The sequence below is a fragment of the Mesorhizobium sp. WSM4935 genome, assembly GCF_029625735.1.
In the GTDB taxonomy this organism is placed as follows: Bacteria; Pseudomonadota; Alphaproteobacteria; order Rhizobiales; family Rhizobiaceae; genus Mesorhizobium.
In genome coordinates, this window is sequence record NZ_JARTVR010000024.1 from 1 (window position 1) to 16557 (window position 16557).

At 64.1% G+C, this 16557-nt stretch carries 13 protein-coding genes and 1 pseudogene; 4 read left to right on the plus strand and 10 right to left on the minus strand.

Annotation, left to right across the window (positions count from 1 at the left end):
• Nucleotides 1–984 precede the first annotated feature (984 nt).
• Both scpB and P9273_RS30405 read right to left on the minus strand, forming a co-directional pair.
• Nucleotides 985–1647, minus strand: a complete 663-nt coding sequence (gene scpB / locus P9273_RS30400; RefSeq protein WP_063169436.1) for an SMC-Scp complex subunit ScpB — start codon at nt 1645–1647, stop codon at nt 985–987.
• Nucleotides 1648–1649: 2 nt separating this feature from the next.
• Nucleotides 1650–2606 (minus strand): DUF1403 family protein, encoded by a 957-nt coding sequence (locus P9273_RS30405; protein ID WP_063169437.1) that lies wholly within the window; start codon nt 2604–2606, stop codon nt 1650–1652.
• 962 nt (nt 2607–3568) lie between these two features.
• Here P9273_RS30405 and P9273_RS30410 point away from each other — a divergent pair.
• Nucleotides 3569–3970 carry a hypothetical protein gene (locus P9273_RS30410; protein ID WP_278052188.1) on the plus strand — a complete coding sequence of 134 codons (402 nt, stop codon included), beginning with the start codon at nt 3569–3571 and terminating at the stop codon, nt 3968–3970.
• A gap of 181 nt (nt 3971–4151) precedes the next feature.
• On the opposite strand, the gene P9273_RS30415 is transcribed toward P9273_RS30410, so the two are convergent.
• Nucleotides 4152–4907: an MBL fold metallo-hydrolase gene (locus P9273_RS30415; RefSeq protein ID WP_278052189.1), complete on the minus strand. Its 756-nt coding sequence runs from the start codon at nt 4905–4907 to the stop codon at nt 4152–4154.
• A 146-nt stretch (nt 4908–5053) separates the two neighbouring features.
• On the opposite strand from P9273_RS30415, the gene P9273_RS30420 reads away from it, so the two are divergent.
• Nucleotides 5054–5626, plus strand: coding sequence for a TetR/AcrR family transcriptional regulator (locus tag P9273_RS30420; protein WP_278052190.1), 573 nt, complete (start codon nt 5054–5056; stop codon nt 5624–5626).
• Nucleotides 5627–5666: 40 nt separating this feature from the next.
• On the opposite strand, the gene recQ is transcribed toward P9273_RS30420, so the two are convergent.
• Nucleotides 5667–7502: a DNA helicase RecQ gene (gene recQ, locus P9273_RS30425; RefSeq protein ID WP_278052192.1), complete on the minus strand. Its 1836-nt coding sequence runs from the start codon at nt 7500–7502 to the stop codon at nt 5667–5669.
• The gene (locus P9273_RS30430; RefSeq protein WP_278052194.1) at nt 7502–9145 is read right to left on the minus strand and encodes a sulfotransferase; all 1644 of its coding nucleotides are present in this window, start codon (nt 9143–9145) and stop codon (nt 7502–7504) included. The genes recQ and P9273_RS30430 overlap by 1 nt, the downstream gene beginning before the upstream one ends.
• Nucleotides 9146–9587: 442 nt before the next feature.
• Between P9273_RS30430 and P9273_RS30435 the strand changes: the two genes are divergently transcribed.
• Nucleotides 9588–10214 (plus strand): LysE family translocator, encoded by a 627-nt coding sequence (locus P9273_RS30435; protein ID WP_278052195.1) that lies wholly within the window; start codon nt 9588–9590, stop codon nt 10212–10214.
• A 145-nt stretch (nt 10215–10359) separates the two neighbouring features.
• On the opposite strand, the pseudogene P9273_RS30440 reads toward P9273_RS30435, so the two are convergent.
• The 3 genes and pseudogenes from P9273_RS30440 to uxaC all read right to left on the minus strand — a co-directional run bounded on the left by P9273_RS30440 (nt 10360) and on the right by uxaC (nt 13000).
• Nucleotides 10360–10691: pseudogene (locus tag P9273_RS30440) on the minus strand (cupin domain-containing protein).
• A gap of 70 nt (nt 10692–10761) precedes the next feature.
• A complete protein-coding gene (gene kduD, locus P9273_RS30445) occupies nt 10762–11529 on the minus strand; it encodes a 2-dehydro-3-deoxy-D-gluconate 5-dehydrogenase KduD (RefSeq protein WP_278052230.1) in 768 nt (255 codons plus the stop codon).
• Between the two features lie 61 nt (nt 11530–11590).
• Entirely contained in the window at nt 11591–13000 is a 1410-nt protein-coding gene (uxaC, locus tag P9273_RS30450) for a glucuronate isomerase (protein WP_278052196.1), read from the minus strand.
• Between the two features lie 181 nt (nt 13001–13181).
• Between uxaC and P9273_RS30455 the strand changes: the two genes are divergently transcribed.
• Nucleotides 13182–14669 carry a mannitol dehydrogenase family protein gene (locus P9273_RS30455; protein ID WP_278052197.1) on the plus strand — a complete coding sequence of 496 codons (1488 nt, stop codon included), beginning with the start codon at nt 13182–13184 and terminating at the stop codon, nt 14667–14669.
• A gap of 382 nt (nt 14670–15051) precedes the next feature.
• Here P9273_RS30455 and lepB read toward each other — a convergent pair whose 3' ends face one another.
• Nucleotides 15052–15828 (minus strand): signal peptidase I, encoded by a 777-nt coding sequence (gene lepB, locus P9273_RS30460; protein ID WP_278052199.1) that lies wholly within the window; start codon nt 15826–15828, stop codon nt 15052–15054.
• Nucleotides 15829–16114: 286 nt separating this feature from the next.
• Nucleotides 16115–16522, minus strand: coding sequence for a F0F1 ATP synthase subunit epsilon (locus tag P9273_RS30465; protein WP_041004489.1), 408 nt, complete (start codon nt 16520–16522; stop codon nt 16115–16117).
• Nucleotides 16523–16557: the final 35 nt, after the last annotated feature.

Below are 16557 nucleotides of genomic sequence, written 5' to 3' on the forward strand. Positions count from 1 at the left end.
GATGGATGCTGAAGCGTGGTAACTCCAGTCTCCTCGGTCCGGTCCGAATGGACAACCTCTCGAAAGCTCACACCTAGAACTCCTCTTGAAAGCGTATCTAGCTTCAAAGGGCGTGTCGAAACGCGGTCTCCGGCTCGGCTTCGGTCACAAGATCGAGGACATTTACGAAGCCGCAGTGGCCCTAGGAATGCCGCCGATTGGGAACGTGAAGATGATTGCCAACAACCTTGACCTGATGAATTCTCAGCAAGATTTTAGGTACCCGTCGGGGTACAAGCTGAATGTCCCGCCGCCGAGCTTCTGCCGAGAAACGTATAACGCTCTCCACACAGCGATCGAGCCGAGGATCCCCACCGAGGTACTGAAAGCCAACCTCAAATTTCATTGGGATTTTCGGGGGAAGACTGTCATTTGGAAGGACGAATAGCCCGAGGATGATCTTCCCCATCTACGTTGGCGTTCTTATGGCGCTGCTGTCAGCATCCGCCATTGGCGGTGGCGGCAAGGCGATCTTGTTGGGATGGCCGCCTCGCTGACAATGGCCGGGATGGGCACTCGCCGGCTGGCTAGGTTCTTAGCAGGCCATAGCCGGCTGTCTGGTGGAGATCGTCTTTCAGGGCTTTGATCGTCTGTGAAAGGTCGCGAACCTTGTCCATCAGCGTCTGAATGGTCGCCCCGATGGGCTGGATCTTAACGCCTCAATCGTCGCGAGAAGCTCAAGGTAGACGTGGTTCAATTGAACTTTCTCCCTTCGAGAGCTCTCAATGGTGATCGACATGTGCGACCAGGCTCGATCAATTGCCTGTTCGCTTATCCTTCATCGACAAGCGGACGCGTGCCGCCACCTCCCTTCCGTCACGCGAAGGACCCAGCCGGCGAGACCAGACGGCGTGCGTGGCGCAATCTTCTATGTGACGAGCGGCGAGATCGCGTGTGTCCCGCCGTGATGGGATCATCTATTCGTCGAGCGCGGCGCTGGCGCCATCATCGTCGATATCTGCAAACCCTGGGATGATCCAGCAGCTTCTCCTTCGACAGCAGCCCGGCGTCCTCGAGCGCCTCGAAATCCGGCAGCTGGCGCAGCGTGTCGAGCCCGAACTGCGACAGAAAAGTTTTGGTCGTCACATAGGTGTAGGGCGCGCCCGGCTGCGGGCTGCGCGGCCCCGAGGCGACCAGCTGCTCAGCGCGCAGCACGCCGATCAGGTCACGTGACACCTCCTTGCCGAAAAAGCTCGACAGCTCGCCACGGGTGATCGGCTGGAAATAGGCAATGCACATCAAGACAAGCGCCTCCGCCTGCGACAGTTCTTTTGCTCCCTCGCCCGCTGCCGTGCCGAAGGCTGCGTGAATGGCGTCGCCAAAAACCTTTTTGGTCCGGTGCTGCCAGCCGCCGGCGACCGCGACCAGCTCGTAAGGGCGGCCGGCGAGTTCGGCGCGAATGTCGTCGATGATCAGCTCGATATTGCAGTTTTTTCCCACCACCCGCGCGAGGACACTACGTGTCACCGGTTCATTTGCCGCAAAGATCACCGCTTCGACGCGGGCCATCCATTCGCACCAGCGCAGCTCCGGCGGCAGATGTTCCAGTTCGGTGTCGAGCAGCGCCGGCTGATCGTTTGGCTTGCGGCGGGCGGACGCTTCGCTCATCGCTACAGCCCGAACAGCCGGAATGTGGGGCGGCCGGAGAGCTCGCGCACGACCTCCAGTTGCTGCAGCCGTTCGAACAGCCGTCGCGATGCAAAGCGCGACAGATTGTCCGTCGTCAGCGATCCGGACACGGCGTCTTCACTGAGCAGCAGAAAGATTACGTCGCCGGCGCCTTTGGCGCGCAGTTTCGGCGCCACCGCCAGGAGTTTTTCGGCCCGGCGCGACAGCTCGGCGGCCAACCGACAAGCGTCCGCGGCGGCCGCGACGAGCGCGATGCAAACCGCCCGCTCAAAATTCTTGTCCCCGGGCCGGATGCGCCGGCCACCGCCGGCCTCGGTGCGGAAAGATGGTCCAAAACCCTGCGCCATTAGGAGCGGCAGGGGCTGCGGCCAGCCCAGGCGTTGCGCCAGTACCAGGTCGGCGAGCCACCAGCCAAAGACTTCGGCATCGGGACGCATGGCGACGACCTCAGCGGCGATCGCCGCGGCGTCGAATGGCGCCGACCGCTGGGATACCCCGAGTTTTTCGATCTGCGTGCAAAGGTCGGCGAGCGCGGCGCCGTCCCAATGGAGGCCAAGCTGGTCGAGTATCTTCCCGAGCCGGCCGGGCGTAGCGGCGGGCGGCTGCCTGGCCAACTGCCGCCAGGCGCCAAAGACGGCGCCTGCGGGACCGGGGTCAGCACGTAGGGGACGCAAATGCCAGGCATCGCGCAAGGCGGCCGCATCCTCGGCGCGGCCGGCGAGCCGCATGCTGGAGGCGGCGCAGCGAACCGCCAGCCGCTGCCGCCAAGCGCCGGCCCAGGCTGCCTGCGCGCGGGCGAGCGTGTCGAGGGCACCCAGGGCGGCGCCGGCCCGGAAGGCGGCGTCGCCGTCACTCGGCGCGCCGGCGCTTGTGATCGCCCACGCGGGAACGGAGGGCGGCGCAGAGGAGCTGGCGGTCGCGGGATCGAGGCGAATCATAATTTGGAGAGTAAAGTGCCGGTGCGCTTTTCGCCATGATTTTCGTGCCAAAACGCACAGCCTGTCGGATCAGCACAACGACTGATAGTGTTGCATTATCAATCTCTTCACGAGTTCGTCCCTGCTAAGCCATTTGGCCAACAAGTAAGTCTCGACAGGGCACCTTTTTGCGCAGCCGGACGAAACTCCGTTCGGAAATGTGCCGGCTCGCGGCGTAGGAGCCTGCTCAGGTTCAGATGTCATGAAGGCATCTAACGCCCGATCTGCCGCGCAACTTCGGTCCCATATTCATTGCCGACGGGGTATCTGAGGGCGACGTTTTTTGCGGGTTTTTCCTGGTCGGCTTTGGAGGTGATGCTGGCGCCGATTGTCACAGGCTACTTCACTATCTGTTCCTTGACCGATGAGATCTTTTGCGCTGCGGCGCTCCCGTCTTTGCTGTGGGTCACCTTCTGACCCAAGCCCCAACGTACACACGCGGGAGTGTCCTACAAGCCATCGGTTTCGACAGATCGGATGGATTGGGCAGGCGAGCCCAAAAGCTGCGAGCTTAGAGCGGTTATAAATCGTAGTTGTAGCTGTGTAACAAACTGTGTAACAAAAAGCGCGAAAAGACTAGTATTTTCAGTATCATAGAGGTGAAAGGGAATCCCTCCCTCTCCGCCATCCTGCTTCGCGCTGCGCGCTTCGCAGGACAAGTCCGACGAATTCCTTTCAGCGCGAACGAACCAGGATGCCCTCCGAAGCTTCAGCGAAGGAGGGCGGCTCGGAGCTTCTCTACATCCCCTCAGCGCACCGCATCGGCGTCGCGAATAAAATCTCCAGCCTTCCCGTGACAAACATCCGGTCAATAATAAAATGATCTCGGGAGATCATCCTGCGGAGGATCGTTCGACATGCGCTCTGGGCGAAATCCAACGGCGTCCGGCCGCTCTTTGCACTGGCTGTTGACCGGGCAAGCCATGGCGGTTGCCCTTGCACTTGCGTTCTCCTTTTCGCCTTCGCACGCGCAGCCGCAGCACCGTTTGCCGAGCGGCTATAAATGGGGTCGCTGCCTGCTGGTCGTTCACGGCGAGACCCGCATCTCCGGAAAATGCTCCTATCAAATCGAGAAGGGCGGCGATTTCAACATCCAGGGGCCCAAACAGGTCTTTGCCGGCATCGACTATCCCGACACGCATAGCGGGGCCGGTGAAATGTCGAAGGATTACTGGGCCGTTGTCTACAAAGACGGAGATTCTTGGGCAGGCTATGCGAACCGGGATATTCGCGACACGCACGGCGAGGCAGGCGACTGGGGAGAGCTTCGCCGTGAAGGTGCCTGCTATGTCGGGAAGGACGTCAAGGTCTGCCTTTGGCGTTAGCCGACTCAAGCCGATTGCGGGGTTGAGTTCAAGCTGGTCGCCGCCCGATCCATCGGGCGGCTCCATCCCGCTTCGCGAAGCAGGATGCGACATGCGAAGCCGGCATTAGGGCAGGCGCGCCCCTGCCGGCCGCAGACGCCGGTGACCCGGCAGTCGGTCTTCGTGCCCTCCACGGGCGCGCTCATGCTGCCAGCCTCTGCATGGCTTCGGCCATCTGAGCCGAGACACGGCGGTCGTAGTCCTCGGCAAGCGCCCGCAGGGCCGCTGCCCCGTCGCCGGAAAATGATGGACCATGCATGAGCGCCAGAGTGCGCGGCGCGAGCTTGGCAAGCTCGCGGATCGTCGTGCCCATGCCGGGATTGAGTGCCGCGTATTTGAACAGATCCTCGGCGGCGATCGCCGGGCCGACAACATCGCCGTCGGTCAGCGCGCGGTCGTTGCCGAGTTGGGTGAACAGATCGCCGCAGAGCAGCGTGCCGGTCGATTCCTCGTACATGACGCCGGCATCCCAGCCATGCGGCGTGTGCGGTGTATCGATGAAGCGCACGCGCTTGCCGCCGCCGATGTCTATCACCTCGCCATCCTTCAGCACCCGCGGCGCACGATCCGCGAAATCGTTGAGCGACACGTAGACGCCTGTCTGTCCGTGCGCGGCCGTCGCCTGTGGCGCAACGGCGAGCCACTCGTTCATGGCGCCGCATTCGTCGGCCTCGAAATGGCCAAATCCAATCCAGCGCAGGCGTTCCGGCTCGATGATGCGGGCAAGCGCGTCGCGGTTGAGCGCGAACATTTTCCGCAGACCGGTGTGGAACATCAGAGGCTCATCGCCGAGGACGAGGAACTGGTTGAAAGTGAAGCCGGCGGGCGGCGCAATATCAGGCACATAGGTCGAGAGGCGGTAGATGCCGTCGGCGATTTCGTCGATCTTCGTTTCCATGGGTTCTCCTGCAGAAATAGAGGTTGCATTTCCTTCCTCCGGTCGATCCCGGGCTGGACTTCGACCTAAATCGAAGTACATATGTGTGTAGTGAAATATGAGAGCCCTGTCAACAATGGATGCACAGATATGTGCACTGAAATGAAATGACCCGCAAATATACCCTCAAGCGCCGCGCCGAGCAGCAGACGGAAACCCGGCGCCGCATCGTCCAGGCTGCCATCGACCTGCACGGCAGCATCGGCCCGGCGGCGACGTCCTTCAGTATGGTTGCCGAACGCGCGGGCGTTCAGCGTCACACGCTCTACGCTCACTTTCCCGATGAGCGGAGCCTGCTGCAGGCCTGCTCGAGCACGCACATGGAGAGCGATCCGCTGCCGGGCGTGGACCCGTGGCGTGCGGTGGCCGACTCAGGCGAACGGATACGGATCGCGCTGCTGGCGATCTACGAATGGTACGGGCGCAATGAAGGCGTGGTGGCCAGCGTGTTGCGCGACGCCGAGCATCACCCGCCAACCCGGGAGACTGTCGAGACGAGCATCGGCCCGTATTTCGCGACCTGCCAGGAGGTGCTCGGCGAAGGCCTTGGCGGCAGCCAGCAAGCGATGCTGCGGGTGGCGCTGAGCTTCTTCACCTGGCGCACGCTGGTGCGCGAGACCGGCCTGCAGCCCATTGAAGCCGTAAATGCCATGGTTCGGGCCATCCAGGGCGCGGGTTGAGCGGCAGACTCCGGCGGCAGTAGCTGAGATATGCGTACTGTCAGCTTCCTGACGGGTGCGCCGCGATCGCGTTCAGGAAGATCTCCCCGAACTCCTTGAGCTTGGCTGCGCCCACGCCGTTCACTTCGGCGAAATCATCGAGGTCGCGCGGGCGGCGCTCGGCCATGTCGATCAGGGTACGGTCGGAAAACACCACATAGGCCGGCACCTGGCGTTCCTTGGCGAGCCGCAGCCTCAGCGTTTTAAGCATCGCCAGAAGCGACGCATCGACGCCTTCACCATCCGCAGCGAAGCCTTGCGCGGCCCGCTTCCTGCCGCGCGCGAGACGATCCCGGCCCTCGACACGGTACTCGAACGCAACCTCGCCACGCCCGAGCGCGCGGCCGCTTTCCGAAATGGCGAGACCGCCATGGCCGTCGGGATCTGGCACCAGGAAACCGCTCGCGACCATCTGCCGGATCAGCGACAGCCACACCGGCTTCCTGTGCATGATGCCGGTCCTGAAGCTTTCGAGCTTCTGATGGCCTCTCGCCAGCACCTTTTCGGTCCCGTGGCCGAGCAGGATGTCGATGACATGGGCGGCGCCGAAGCGCTCGCCGCTCTGCGCGACGGCCGCGAGGATGATGCGCGCCTCGGCGCTGCCGTCGGCGCGCGGCGCCTGGCTGAGGCAATTGTCGCAGTTGCCGCAGCCTTGCGCCTCCTCGCCGAAATAGCCGAGCAGCACCTGGCGCCGGCACTGCGCCGTCTCGCAATAGCCGATCAGTGTGTCGAGCCGGCGATGCGCCCGTCTTTTGTGCTCGGGCGAGGTATCCTCCTCGTCGATGAACATCCGGCGAGTGCGTATGTCGCCGGCGCCGTAGAGCATATGCGCTTCCGCCGCCCGTCCGTCGCGCCCGGCGCGGCCGATCTCCTGGTAATAGGCCTCCAGGCTGCCCGGCAGGTCGGTGTGGAAGACATAGGCGACGTCGGGCTTGTCGATCCCCATGCCGAAGGCGATGGTTGCCACCATGACGACGCCGGACAGGCTCATGAACGTATTCTGGTTGGCCTCCCGCGCCTCTTTGCTCATGCCGGCATGATAGGCGAGCGCCCGCACGCCGCTCTTCTCGAGGAAGGCCGCCATCTCCTCCGTCTTGCGCCGCGACAGGCAATAGATGATGCCGCTCTTGCCCTGGTGACGCTCGATGAAGCGCAGCAGCTGGCGCTTGCTGTCCTGCTTGGCTTCTATCGCCAGCCTGATATTGGGCCGGTCGAAGCCCAGCACCAGGGTTTCGGCCCGCCCGGCAAACAGCCGCGCTTCGATGTCGGCGCGGGTGGCCTCGTCCGCCGTCGCCGTCAGCGCGATGATCGGCACTTGCGGAAACAGCCCGCGCAGCCGCGACAGGTCCTCATATTCGCGCCGAAAGGCCGGGCCCCATTGCGAGATGCAATGCGCCTCGTCGATGGCGATCAGGCCGACATCGAGCCGCGACAGCGCCTCGAGCATCCGCTCCGTCATCAGCCGTTCCGGCGCAAGATAGAGCAGCCGCGTCTGCCCGGACGCCACACGGCGCCAGGCCGCCACGTTGGCCTCGCGGTCGAGCGAGGAATTGATGGTGTCGGCGGGCACGCCGGCAAGGCGCAAGGCGGCGACCTGATCCTGCATCAGCGCCACCAGCGGCGACACCACGATGGTGAGCCCGCCTTTGACCAGCGCCGGAACCTGATAGCAGAGCGATTTGCCGGCGCCTGTCGGCATGACCGCCAGCACATGCCGCCCGGCGAGCAATGCCTCGATCACGGTCGCTTGTCCGGGGCGGAAATCCTCGAAGCCGAACACGTCCTTCAGGACGCGCCGCTTGTGATCCTCGGCCCGGATGCTCGCCGCCTGTGGCATCACCGCGCTGCCGTGGTCAACATGTGGCCCGGCATATCGTAGCCGAATTCGCGGCAGAAGCTTTCCACGCGGGCGAGGAACGCCGCAGGCAGGCCATGCAGATAGGTCCGGAATTCTTCATTGCGCTCCCATTTTCTCAGCGACGTCGCCCGTATCGGATTATCCGCATCCCGGCTGTACAGGGTGACCGGTGAAAGATCGAACGATCGAGCGATCCTGCCCTGGACGATATCCGGTTCGGCGATCAGCTCTTCATAGCGCAAATAGAAAACGGCTCTTTCGGGCTGAGCCTGTCTAAGGCGCATCAATCCGTCGTACTCCGCCTCCCAGCGTTCGGTCGTTACATGAAAACGCCGCTCGTTCACCGTCTCCGGATGCGAGCTGGTGAGCACATCGAAAGGATGCCTCACGCAATAGATCAACCCGACCGAGGCAGGCAGATGCTCGATGTCCTTGTGGCTTTCATGAGTGCGTTTGACGACCAGATTGAATTGGGGGCGATCCAGTTCGAGCAGCGCCTGATAGGGCGCTTCGTCCGCATGGACATAGGTATCGTCGAAACACGCCATCAAACGACGGCTGAGCGTGGTTCCGCTGCGAGCACAGCCTGCGATGAAAATTCGTTTGCGAAAGGTCATCGCCGAGGGCAGCCGACGTGCGGCCTTGCGCAGGCGCCAAAAAAATCGCCTTGCGCCGCGGCGCAGAATGGTGACCGGCGTTAGCGCTGCTCTGGCAGGGACGTCTTTCGACGTAATCTCGGCCAAGGCGATGCCGCTCTCTCCGGCGACGGAGTAGAGAAGCCAGGTGCGGCCATTCTCCTCGAAAATCGCAGGATCGCGCAACGCGTTTTCCTTGCCTTCGGCCGCACCGCCCCGGCTGGGACGGACCGGCAAACCCGCTCCTTCGAAGTCCGTCTGCGGCCGCAGCAGTTCCGTTTCGCCCCGCACCGTCCAGTTTCGCCAGTCCTCGGCGAGATCGATCGCGCCGTGAAGGATCCGTTCCGGCGCGTCGCCCCTGCGCGTGTAATAGACCCGCAGCCAGCGGCCGGATTTCTGCAGTGCAAGATGCCGTAGGGTCGGGCGGCGCTTTATGGGAGGCAGGATAACCGGGCCTTGTTCGAAATCGGAGATGCCGGTCCCGGAACGGAAGACGGTGACGGTTCCCGTCCCCAGAAAACCGTACCACCACTGGTCGTGGTGGAAGAAGCGCGCATAAGAAGGCCCAAGCGGCTCGGGAAGTGGATTGAAATGAAGGCCGTCAGCGGATGTCGCGGCAAAGGTCATCTGGCCTTCCCCGCTTTCCGCCGGTCCATGAAAATACATGACGAGGCGACGGTTCCGCTGATCGACATGAACATCGGGAGACGCGATGTGCTCCTTGATGAACGGACATTGATCGAGGGACAGCGCGCCGCCGGGATGGATGTGCCACGGACCTTCGATCGAATCCGCGTAGGCGAGGCGAATATAGGAGCCGCCATGGTCGGCGAAGTAGAGATGGTAAGCGCCCAGCCGTCCCGACGCCCAGTCGGGCATGCGGATCAGCGACGGCCCGTTGATGTTGATTTCGTCGCTGCCCGGCAACATGTCCGGCGTCACGATAAGTCCATGCCGCGTTGCGGTGAGGATGGGCTGCGAGATCATGCGTCGGGCTGCCTCCGGCCGGCAGCTCCCATCCGACGACAACTCCGCCTGTCATGGGGCCTGCACGTTCCAGCCTGGTTTCGCCGGGTCTCCCGCGTCGCTTGCTCTTCCAAGCCAGCCCCCTTCAAGAATTGATGCGGCCTGCGCCGCGCGCGGCAGGCGCCTTGGCCCGATTGCCGGTTCTGGCATCGTTCGGTCTTGTCGTTTCGATACAACGACATGCGTCGAAACGGAAGGTCTAAGCCAATGCCGATCGATCCCGAACAGACACCGCGCAGGCGAAGTGATGACGCTTGTGAAATCGTCGCAGCCTGGCAGGCCGTCGCGTCATTCCGCTTCGAGTCGCGACGACGCCGACACCCGCCGCCGGTGAGAGTTCCACCGGCGCATTGTGCGGTGCTATAAGGCCGCTGCCGGCAGCGACTGCAAAAGGAACCTTCGCATGATCGATCCCGCCACGCTCATCACTTACGTCGCGGTGGTGTTCGGCTTCGTCTTCATTCCGGGGCCGGCGACCCTGCTCACCGTTGCGCAGGCGACGAGCTCGGGCACGAAGGTCGGCATCGCCACCGGCGCCGGTGTCGCCGCGGGCGATGTGATCCACACCATCATGGCCATCGTCGGCATCTCGGCCATCATCGCCGCTTCGGCGATGCTGTTCAGCATCGTCAAATATATCGGCGCGGCCTATCTCGTCTATCTCGGCATCCGCGCCATTCTCGAAAAGGCGCCGGCCGGCCTGGCGGGCAGGACGCTGCCTATTTCCGCGGGCAAAGCCTTCCGGCAGGCTATCTTGACCGAGGTGCTCAACCCGAAGACGGCTTTGTTCTTCCTGGCCTTTCTGCCGCAATTCGTGCATCCGCAAGGCGGTTTCGTGGTGCTGCAGCTGATGCTGCTCGGCATCATCTTCGTCCTGCTCGGGCTCTTCAGCACCGTCGTCTTCGCCGTCAGCGCGGGCGGCCTGGGTTCCTTCCTGCGCCGCTATCCGGCGGTGCTGAAATGGCAGGGCAAGGTGGTCGGCGGCATCTATTGCGCGCTCGGCATACGCCTGGCGCTGCAGCAGCGCTGAAACGCGCGCTTCGAGGCCGTTAAACCTATCTTCACCATGCTCCGGCACCTTTGCCCTCCTGCGGCATTGTTTGAGTACCGCGGCGGCGCCGTGAGCGCCCAGGCAACAAGCCCGCGCCTGACGGCGCGGGCTTTCCTTTCGATACTCAGCCCAGGAAATCGGCCCGATAGGCGCGAAGCTGTCGACCAGCCGCCCGGCCTCCAGCGCCTTGACGCCATGCACGAGATTGGACGGCACGATGAAGCTGCCGCCTGTTTCGAGGATCTCCGACCGGCCGTCGATGGTGACCTCGAAGCGCCCTTCGGCGACGTAGCTTGCCTGGACATGCGGATGCAAATGCAGCGCGCCGACGCCGCCCTTGTCGAAGGCGAACTCGACCATCATCAATTCATCGGTGTGCACCAGAACGCGCCGCCTGTTGCCGTCCGGCGTCGGCTCCCAGGCTTTTTCGCCCGCATGGGAAAAGATCTCGGTCATCGCTCAGCTTCCGTTCGGCTTGTAAAACAATTCCAGGAAAGGCGCGGCGCGGTTTTCCTGCGGGAAGCCATCACCGCGCCAGCCAGCCGCCATCGATCGGCACCATCGCGCCGTGCATATAGTCCGACGCCCGCGCCAGCAGGAAGACGGCCGCGTCGCCTATATCGTCGGGCCGGCCCCAGCGGGCCGCGGGGATGCGCCCGAGGATCGCGGCGCTGCGGTCCGGATCGGCGCGCAGCGCCTCGGTGTTGTTGGTCTCGATATAGCCCGGCGCGATGCCGTTGACGTTGATGCCTTTCGCCGCCCATTCGCAGGCGAGCAGCCTTGTGAGACCGAGCACGCCGTGTTTCGAGGCCGTATAGGAGGCGACGCGGATGCCGCCCTGGAAACTCAGCACCGAGGCGATGTTGACGATCTTGCCGCGCCGTCCGGGCTCCGCCAGCACGCGCCGGGCGAAACCCTGGCAAAGGCGAAACACCGTCTTCAAATTGACGTCCATCACCTCGTCCCAATCGGCTTCGCTCAGCTCGACCGCGTCGGCGCGCCGGATGATGCCGGCATTGTTGACGAGGCCGTCGAGCGGGCCGCTCTCGCCCCAGACCCGGTCGAGCATGGCGGCGGCCTCGGCCGGGTCGCCGAGGTCGGCCTTCACCGCCTCGAAGCTGCCGCCCGCGGCCGCGACTTTCCCGGCGGTGTCATCCATCGCCGAACGGCCGATGCCGACGACCAAGCCGCCGGCGCGTGCGATCGAGACGGCTATGCCTTGCCCGATACCCGTGTTGGCGCCGGTGACCAGGATGCGCTTGCCCGTGAGGCTGAAAGGGGAAAGATCGCTCAAGCTGGTCATGCCTTTCGCTTGCCGCCGATCGAAGGATCGGTCGTTCCGTGGCGGCGCGTCTTCACAGGTGGTAGGCCTTCTTGGCAAGTGTATAAGCCAACTCCCCGGCCAGCTCATGCGCCTCGTCCTCGCGCAGTCGATGCTCGGCGACGAGCCGCGCCAGGAAGGCGCAGTCGACGCGGCGGGCGATATCGTGGCGCGCCGGGATCGACGGGAAGGCGCGCGTGTCGTCGTTAAAGCCGACGGTGTTGTAGAAGCCGGCCGTCTCGGTGGTCATCTCACGGAAGCGGCGCATGCCCTCCGGGCTGTCGTGGAACCACCAGGCCGGTCCGAGCTTCAGCGCCGGATAGACGCCGGCGAGCGGCGCCAGCTCGCGCGCATAGCTGGTCTCGTCCAGCGTGAACAGGATGATCGTGAGGTCGCGCTCCAGCCCAACGCAGTCGAGCAGCGGCTTCAGCGCCGTCACATAATCGGTGCGGGTCGGGATATCGAAGCCCTTGTCGCGGCCGAACTTCTGGAAAACGGAAGGCGAATGATTGCGCCATGATCCAGGATGGATCTGCATCACAAGGCCATCGTCACGGCTCATCTTGGCCATTTCGGTCAGCATCTGGGCGCGGAACAGTTTTCGCTCGCGGCCGTCTTCCGAGCCGCGGCGGATACGGTTGAACAGCTCCTCAGCCGCCGCATCGGAGAGATTGGCGGTCTCGGCGGTTGGATGGCCGTGATCGGACGAAGTGGCGCCGAATTCCTTGAAATAGGCGCGCCGCTTTCGGTGCGCCTCGAGATAACCGGCCCAGCTACCGGTGTCGCTTCCGGTGATTTCGCCGAGCCGATCGAGATTGGAAGCAAACCCCTCGAAATCGGGATCGACGACGGCATCCGGCCGGTAGGCGGTGACGACGCGGCCGCTCCAGCCGCTGTCGCGGATCGTCCGGTGCCATTTAAGGTCGTCGAGCGCGCCTTCGGTCGTCGCGATCACCTCGATGTTGAAGCGCTCGAACAGCGCGCGCGGAAGATAGTCGTCACGCTGCAGCAGCGCCGCGATCGTATCGTAGGTGCGGTCGGCGCTGGCCGTGGTGAGCGGCTCCTCGATGCCGAACAGATGCTCGAGCACATGGTCGAGCCAGAGCCGCGTCGGCGTGCCGCGGAAGAGATGATAATGCTCGGCGAAGCGCCGCCAGATCGCACGGCCGTCGGCCTCGACCGGCGAACCGTCGAGCGTCGGCACGCCGAGTTCCTCCAGCCGCACGCCCTGGCTGAACAGCATCCGGAAAATGTAATGGTCCGGCACGATGAGCAGTTGCGCAGGGTCCGGAAACGGCTCGTTGAGCGCATACCAGCGGGGGTCGGTATGGCCGTGCGGGCTGACGATGGGCAGGTCCTTCACGCCGGCGTAAAGGGCGCGGGCGAGCGAAAGCAGGCGCCCCTCGGCGGCGAACAGCAGATTCGGATCGGTCAATGCGGCCACGTCGATCCCTCCTCCAGCGATCCACCGGTAGGGTCCGGGGGAAATGCTGTCAACACACGAAAAGCTGCGCCCTTACGCCTGCGGCGGCCATTGTCGGCGGACGCGGCGGGTGCTACGCCGCCACCCATCTTTGCCGTCATCCCGGCGGCCTGGCCGCAAGCGATTGGAGACTTCACATCCGATGAAGACGCGCCTGTCGAACCTGACGATTGCGAATGTGCCGGCCGCCATCCCGCGCTATGACCGCCGCGCCGTCACGCCCGGCATCGTCCACCTTGGCGTCGGCGCCTTCCACCGCGCCCACCAGGCCGCCTATGTCGATGCCTGCCTGGCGGACGGCGAAAGCGATTGGGGCATCATCGGGATCTCGCTGCGCAGCCCCGACACGCGCGATGCGCTCAAGCCGCAGGATGGGCTCTACACGCTGGCGATCCGGGACAGCGCCGGCGAACAGCTGCAGGTGATCGGTTCGATCCAGTCCTTGCTCGTCGCTCCGGAGGACCCCGGCGCGGTGCTCGCCGCGCTGACCGACCCGCGCATCCGCATCGTCACGCTCACCATCACCGAAAAGGCCTATCTCAGGGCAGCCGACGGCTCGCTCGACGGCGCGCACCCCGATATTGTCCACGACCTCGCCAACCCCGGATCGCCGAAGACGGCGCATGGCTTTCTCGCCGAAGCGCTGGCGCGCCGCGCCATTGCCGGCACGCCCCCTTTCACCGTGCTCTGCTGCGACAACCTGCCGGCCAACGGCGCCACGCTGCACCGGCTGCTGATCGAATTCGCGAAGCTGCGCGATGCCGATCTCGCGCGCCATGTCGCCGACGAAGTCGCCTTCCCGTCTTCCATGGTCGACCGCATCGTGCCGGCGACCACGGACGCCGACCGGGCGCGCATCGCCGACGAGCTCGGCATCGAGGACGCCTGGCCGGTGATGACCGAGCCGTTCCGCCAATGGGTGATCGAGAATCGCTTTCCGGCGGGCCGGCCGGCCTGGGAGAAATTCGGCGTCACCATGGTCGAGGATGTCGGCCCCTTCGAGGACATGAAGCTCAGGCTGCTCAACGGCGCGCATTCCGGCATCGCCTATCTCGGCCTGCTCAGCGGCCACGCCACCGTCGACCGCGCCTTTGCCGATCCGTCGATCCGGCAATTCGTGGACCGGCTTTGGGCCGAAGCCATTCCAACCCTGCCGCAGGATGCCGGGCTCGACCCGATCCCCTACACGGCCGAGCTCGCCCAACGCTTTTCCAACACCGCGCTCGCCCACCGCACCGCGCAGATCGCCAATGACGGCAGCCAGAAGCTGCCGCAGCGCATCGTCGCTTCCGCGCTTGCCCGGCTGGAGGCGGGCCTGCTGCCGGAACATCTGTCGCTGGTTGTCGCCGCCTGGATCGCCGCCTGCGCCGCGCGCGGCGGCAGCTTGCCCGAGGGCCACTTCACCGATCCGCTCGATGCCGCCCTTAACGACCTCTTCGGCCGCAACCTGCCGACGGCGACAATGGCCGAGGCCGTGTTCGATCTCGCCGGTTTTGCCAACGGCCACGCGGAGCGCCGGAAGTTGATCGAGTTTGTCGCCACGCATCTGGTCCATTTCAAGCAGGGCGGTCCGAAGCTGGCCTTTGCTGCCCTCGGCATCGGCAACGAGCCGCCCAGGCTGGCCGAGTAGTTAGTTCCCCGACACAGGGATTTTGAAAGGTTGCCGTTTGCCTTGGCAGACCCATGCCTTGGCGATTGGCCGAGACGCCTATCGCGGTCGTCATCCACGGGCGGAGCAAGGAGCGTAGCGACGCGCGCAGACCCGAGGATCCATGCCGTGACTTGGAAGCGCAGCGGCAGTCCAGAATTCTGCACCGTCGCACACTTCGGTCTCGGTAACGGAATGGATTCCAGGGTCTTCGCGCGTCGCTTCGCTCCTTGCTCCGCCCTGGAATGACGAGGTGCAGGAGCCTCCAGCTCATCGCCAGCGTTGCGCTGACTACCCCAGCGGATGTTGATAGCCTTGCCCGACAACCCTGCGATGTTTCAAAATCACTGTGTTGAGGAACTACTCACCCGATCCGTTCACGGCCTGCCGCGCGGCATAGTCGGACCCGTTTGAATCCAGAACAGGCGCACCGCCTTGCCGACGATATTGCCATACGGCACCGTGCCCATGGCAAAGCGGCTGTCAGCCGAATTGTCGCGGTTGTCGCCCAGCATGAATATTCACCCGGCGGCACGACGATTTCCGGGGTGTCGTCGCCGGCCGAGCTCACATCATTGTCGATCACCAGGTAGGAAATGCCCTCCGGCAGCGTTTCCCGTTGCAGCCGTGCCGAGCGTATGTCCTGGGTGACATAGTCTCCGAAGTCTTCGATCTCGACGGGAACCCGGTTGATGTAGAGCCGCTCGTCGATCACCTGGATGCGGTCGCCCGGCATGCCGACGATACGCTTCACATAGTCCGTTTCGGGATCGCTGCGCGGCCTGAACACCACCACGTCGCCGCGTTTCGGTGGGCTGCCGAGGACCCGCCCTTCGACCCGGCAGCAGCCCGAAAGGGACACTGTAGCGGCCATAGCCATAGGCATATTTGGAAGCGAAGAATAGTTGCCCAGTTGGAGCGTCGGCTCCATGCTGGCGGACGGCATCGAGAAGGGCTGGAACAGGAAAGTGCGGATCGCGAGCGCTGCGCCATAGGACGTGAGAAGGACTAGGATCAGCACCCAGAACCCGTGCGCATACCATTTGTCGGGCCGGAAACGCCGCGCGAACGGAACGACGATCGCCGCCGACAGGACCGCCAGACCGAGCCCTGAAAGATCCGCGACCCAGGCGAGGTTCAAGCCAGGAAGGGACCGGAAAACCTATATAGCAGATGGTCAGCGCAGCAAGGCTGACGACGATCAGCCAGACCACCGCAACACGGCCGGCGCCGATCCACAGGAAGCAGCCGAACGGTCCGCCGAACAGCGACAAGAGCGCTGTCGACCATCTCGATCGCGAGCCTTGTTCGTTCGACATCCGGCGGCCTTCTCACAAGCAGCGCGGACTGTCTCGCAAACGGAAAATGGGGGCAAACAAAAAAGCGGGGCAAACCCCGCTTTCCAAATCGCTTCTCGGCAGCCGCGCTCAGGCCGGCAGCAGCGCGCCTTCCAGCGTGGTGAGCTGGGCGAGGAACTGCTCGGCGCGGCTGCGCGCCACATCGTCCTTGGCGTCGGCGGCGTCTTCCTTGGCGTCCTGGATACGACGCGCGAGGTCCGCGCGGTCGATGTCGTTCACATGTACGGCCGATTCGGCAAGCAGCGTGCAGCCGGACGGCAGGATGTCGGCGAACCCACCGAACACGACATAGCGGTCTTCCTTGCCGCCCGCGGCCTTTACCGTGACGACACCGGGCTTGATGGTGGTCATGACCGGCGCGTGCTCGGCCATCACCGTCATCTCGCCTTCGGCGCCCGGGATGACGACGGACTCGACCTGCTCGGAAACGAGCAGCCGCTCCGGCGAGACCAGTTCGAACTTGAAAGCTTCAGCCATGCCAATTTAGCGAATAGCGAGTAGCGAGTAGAGGA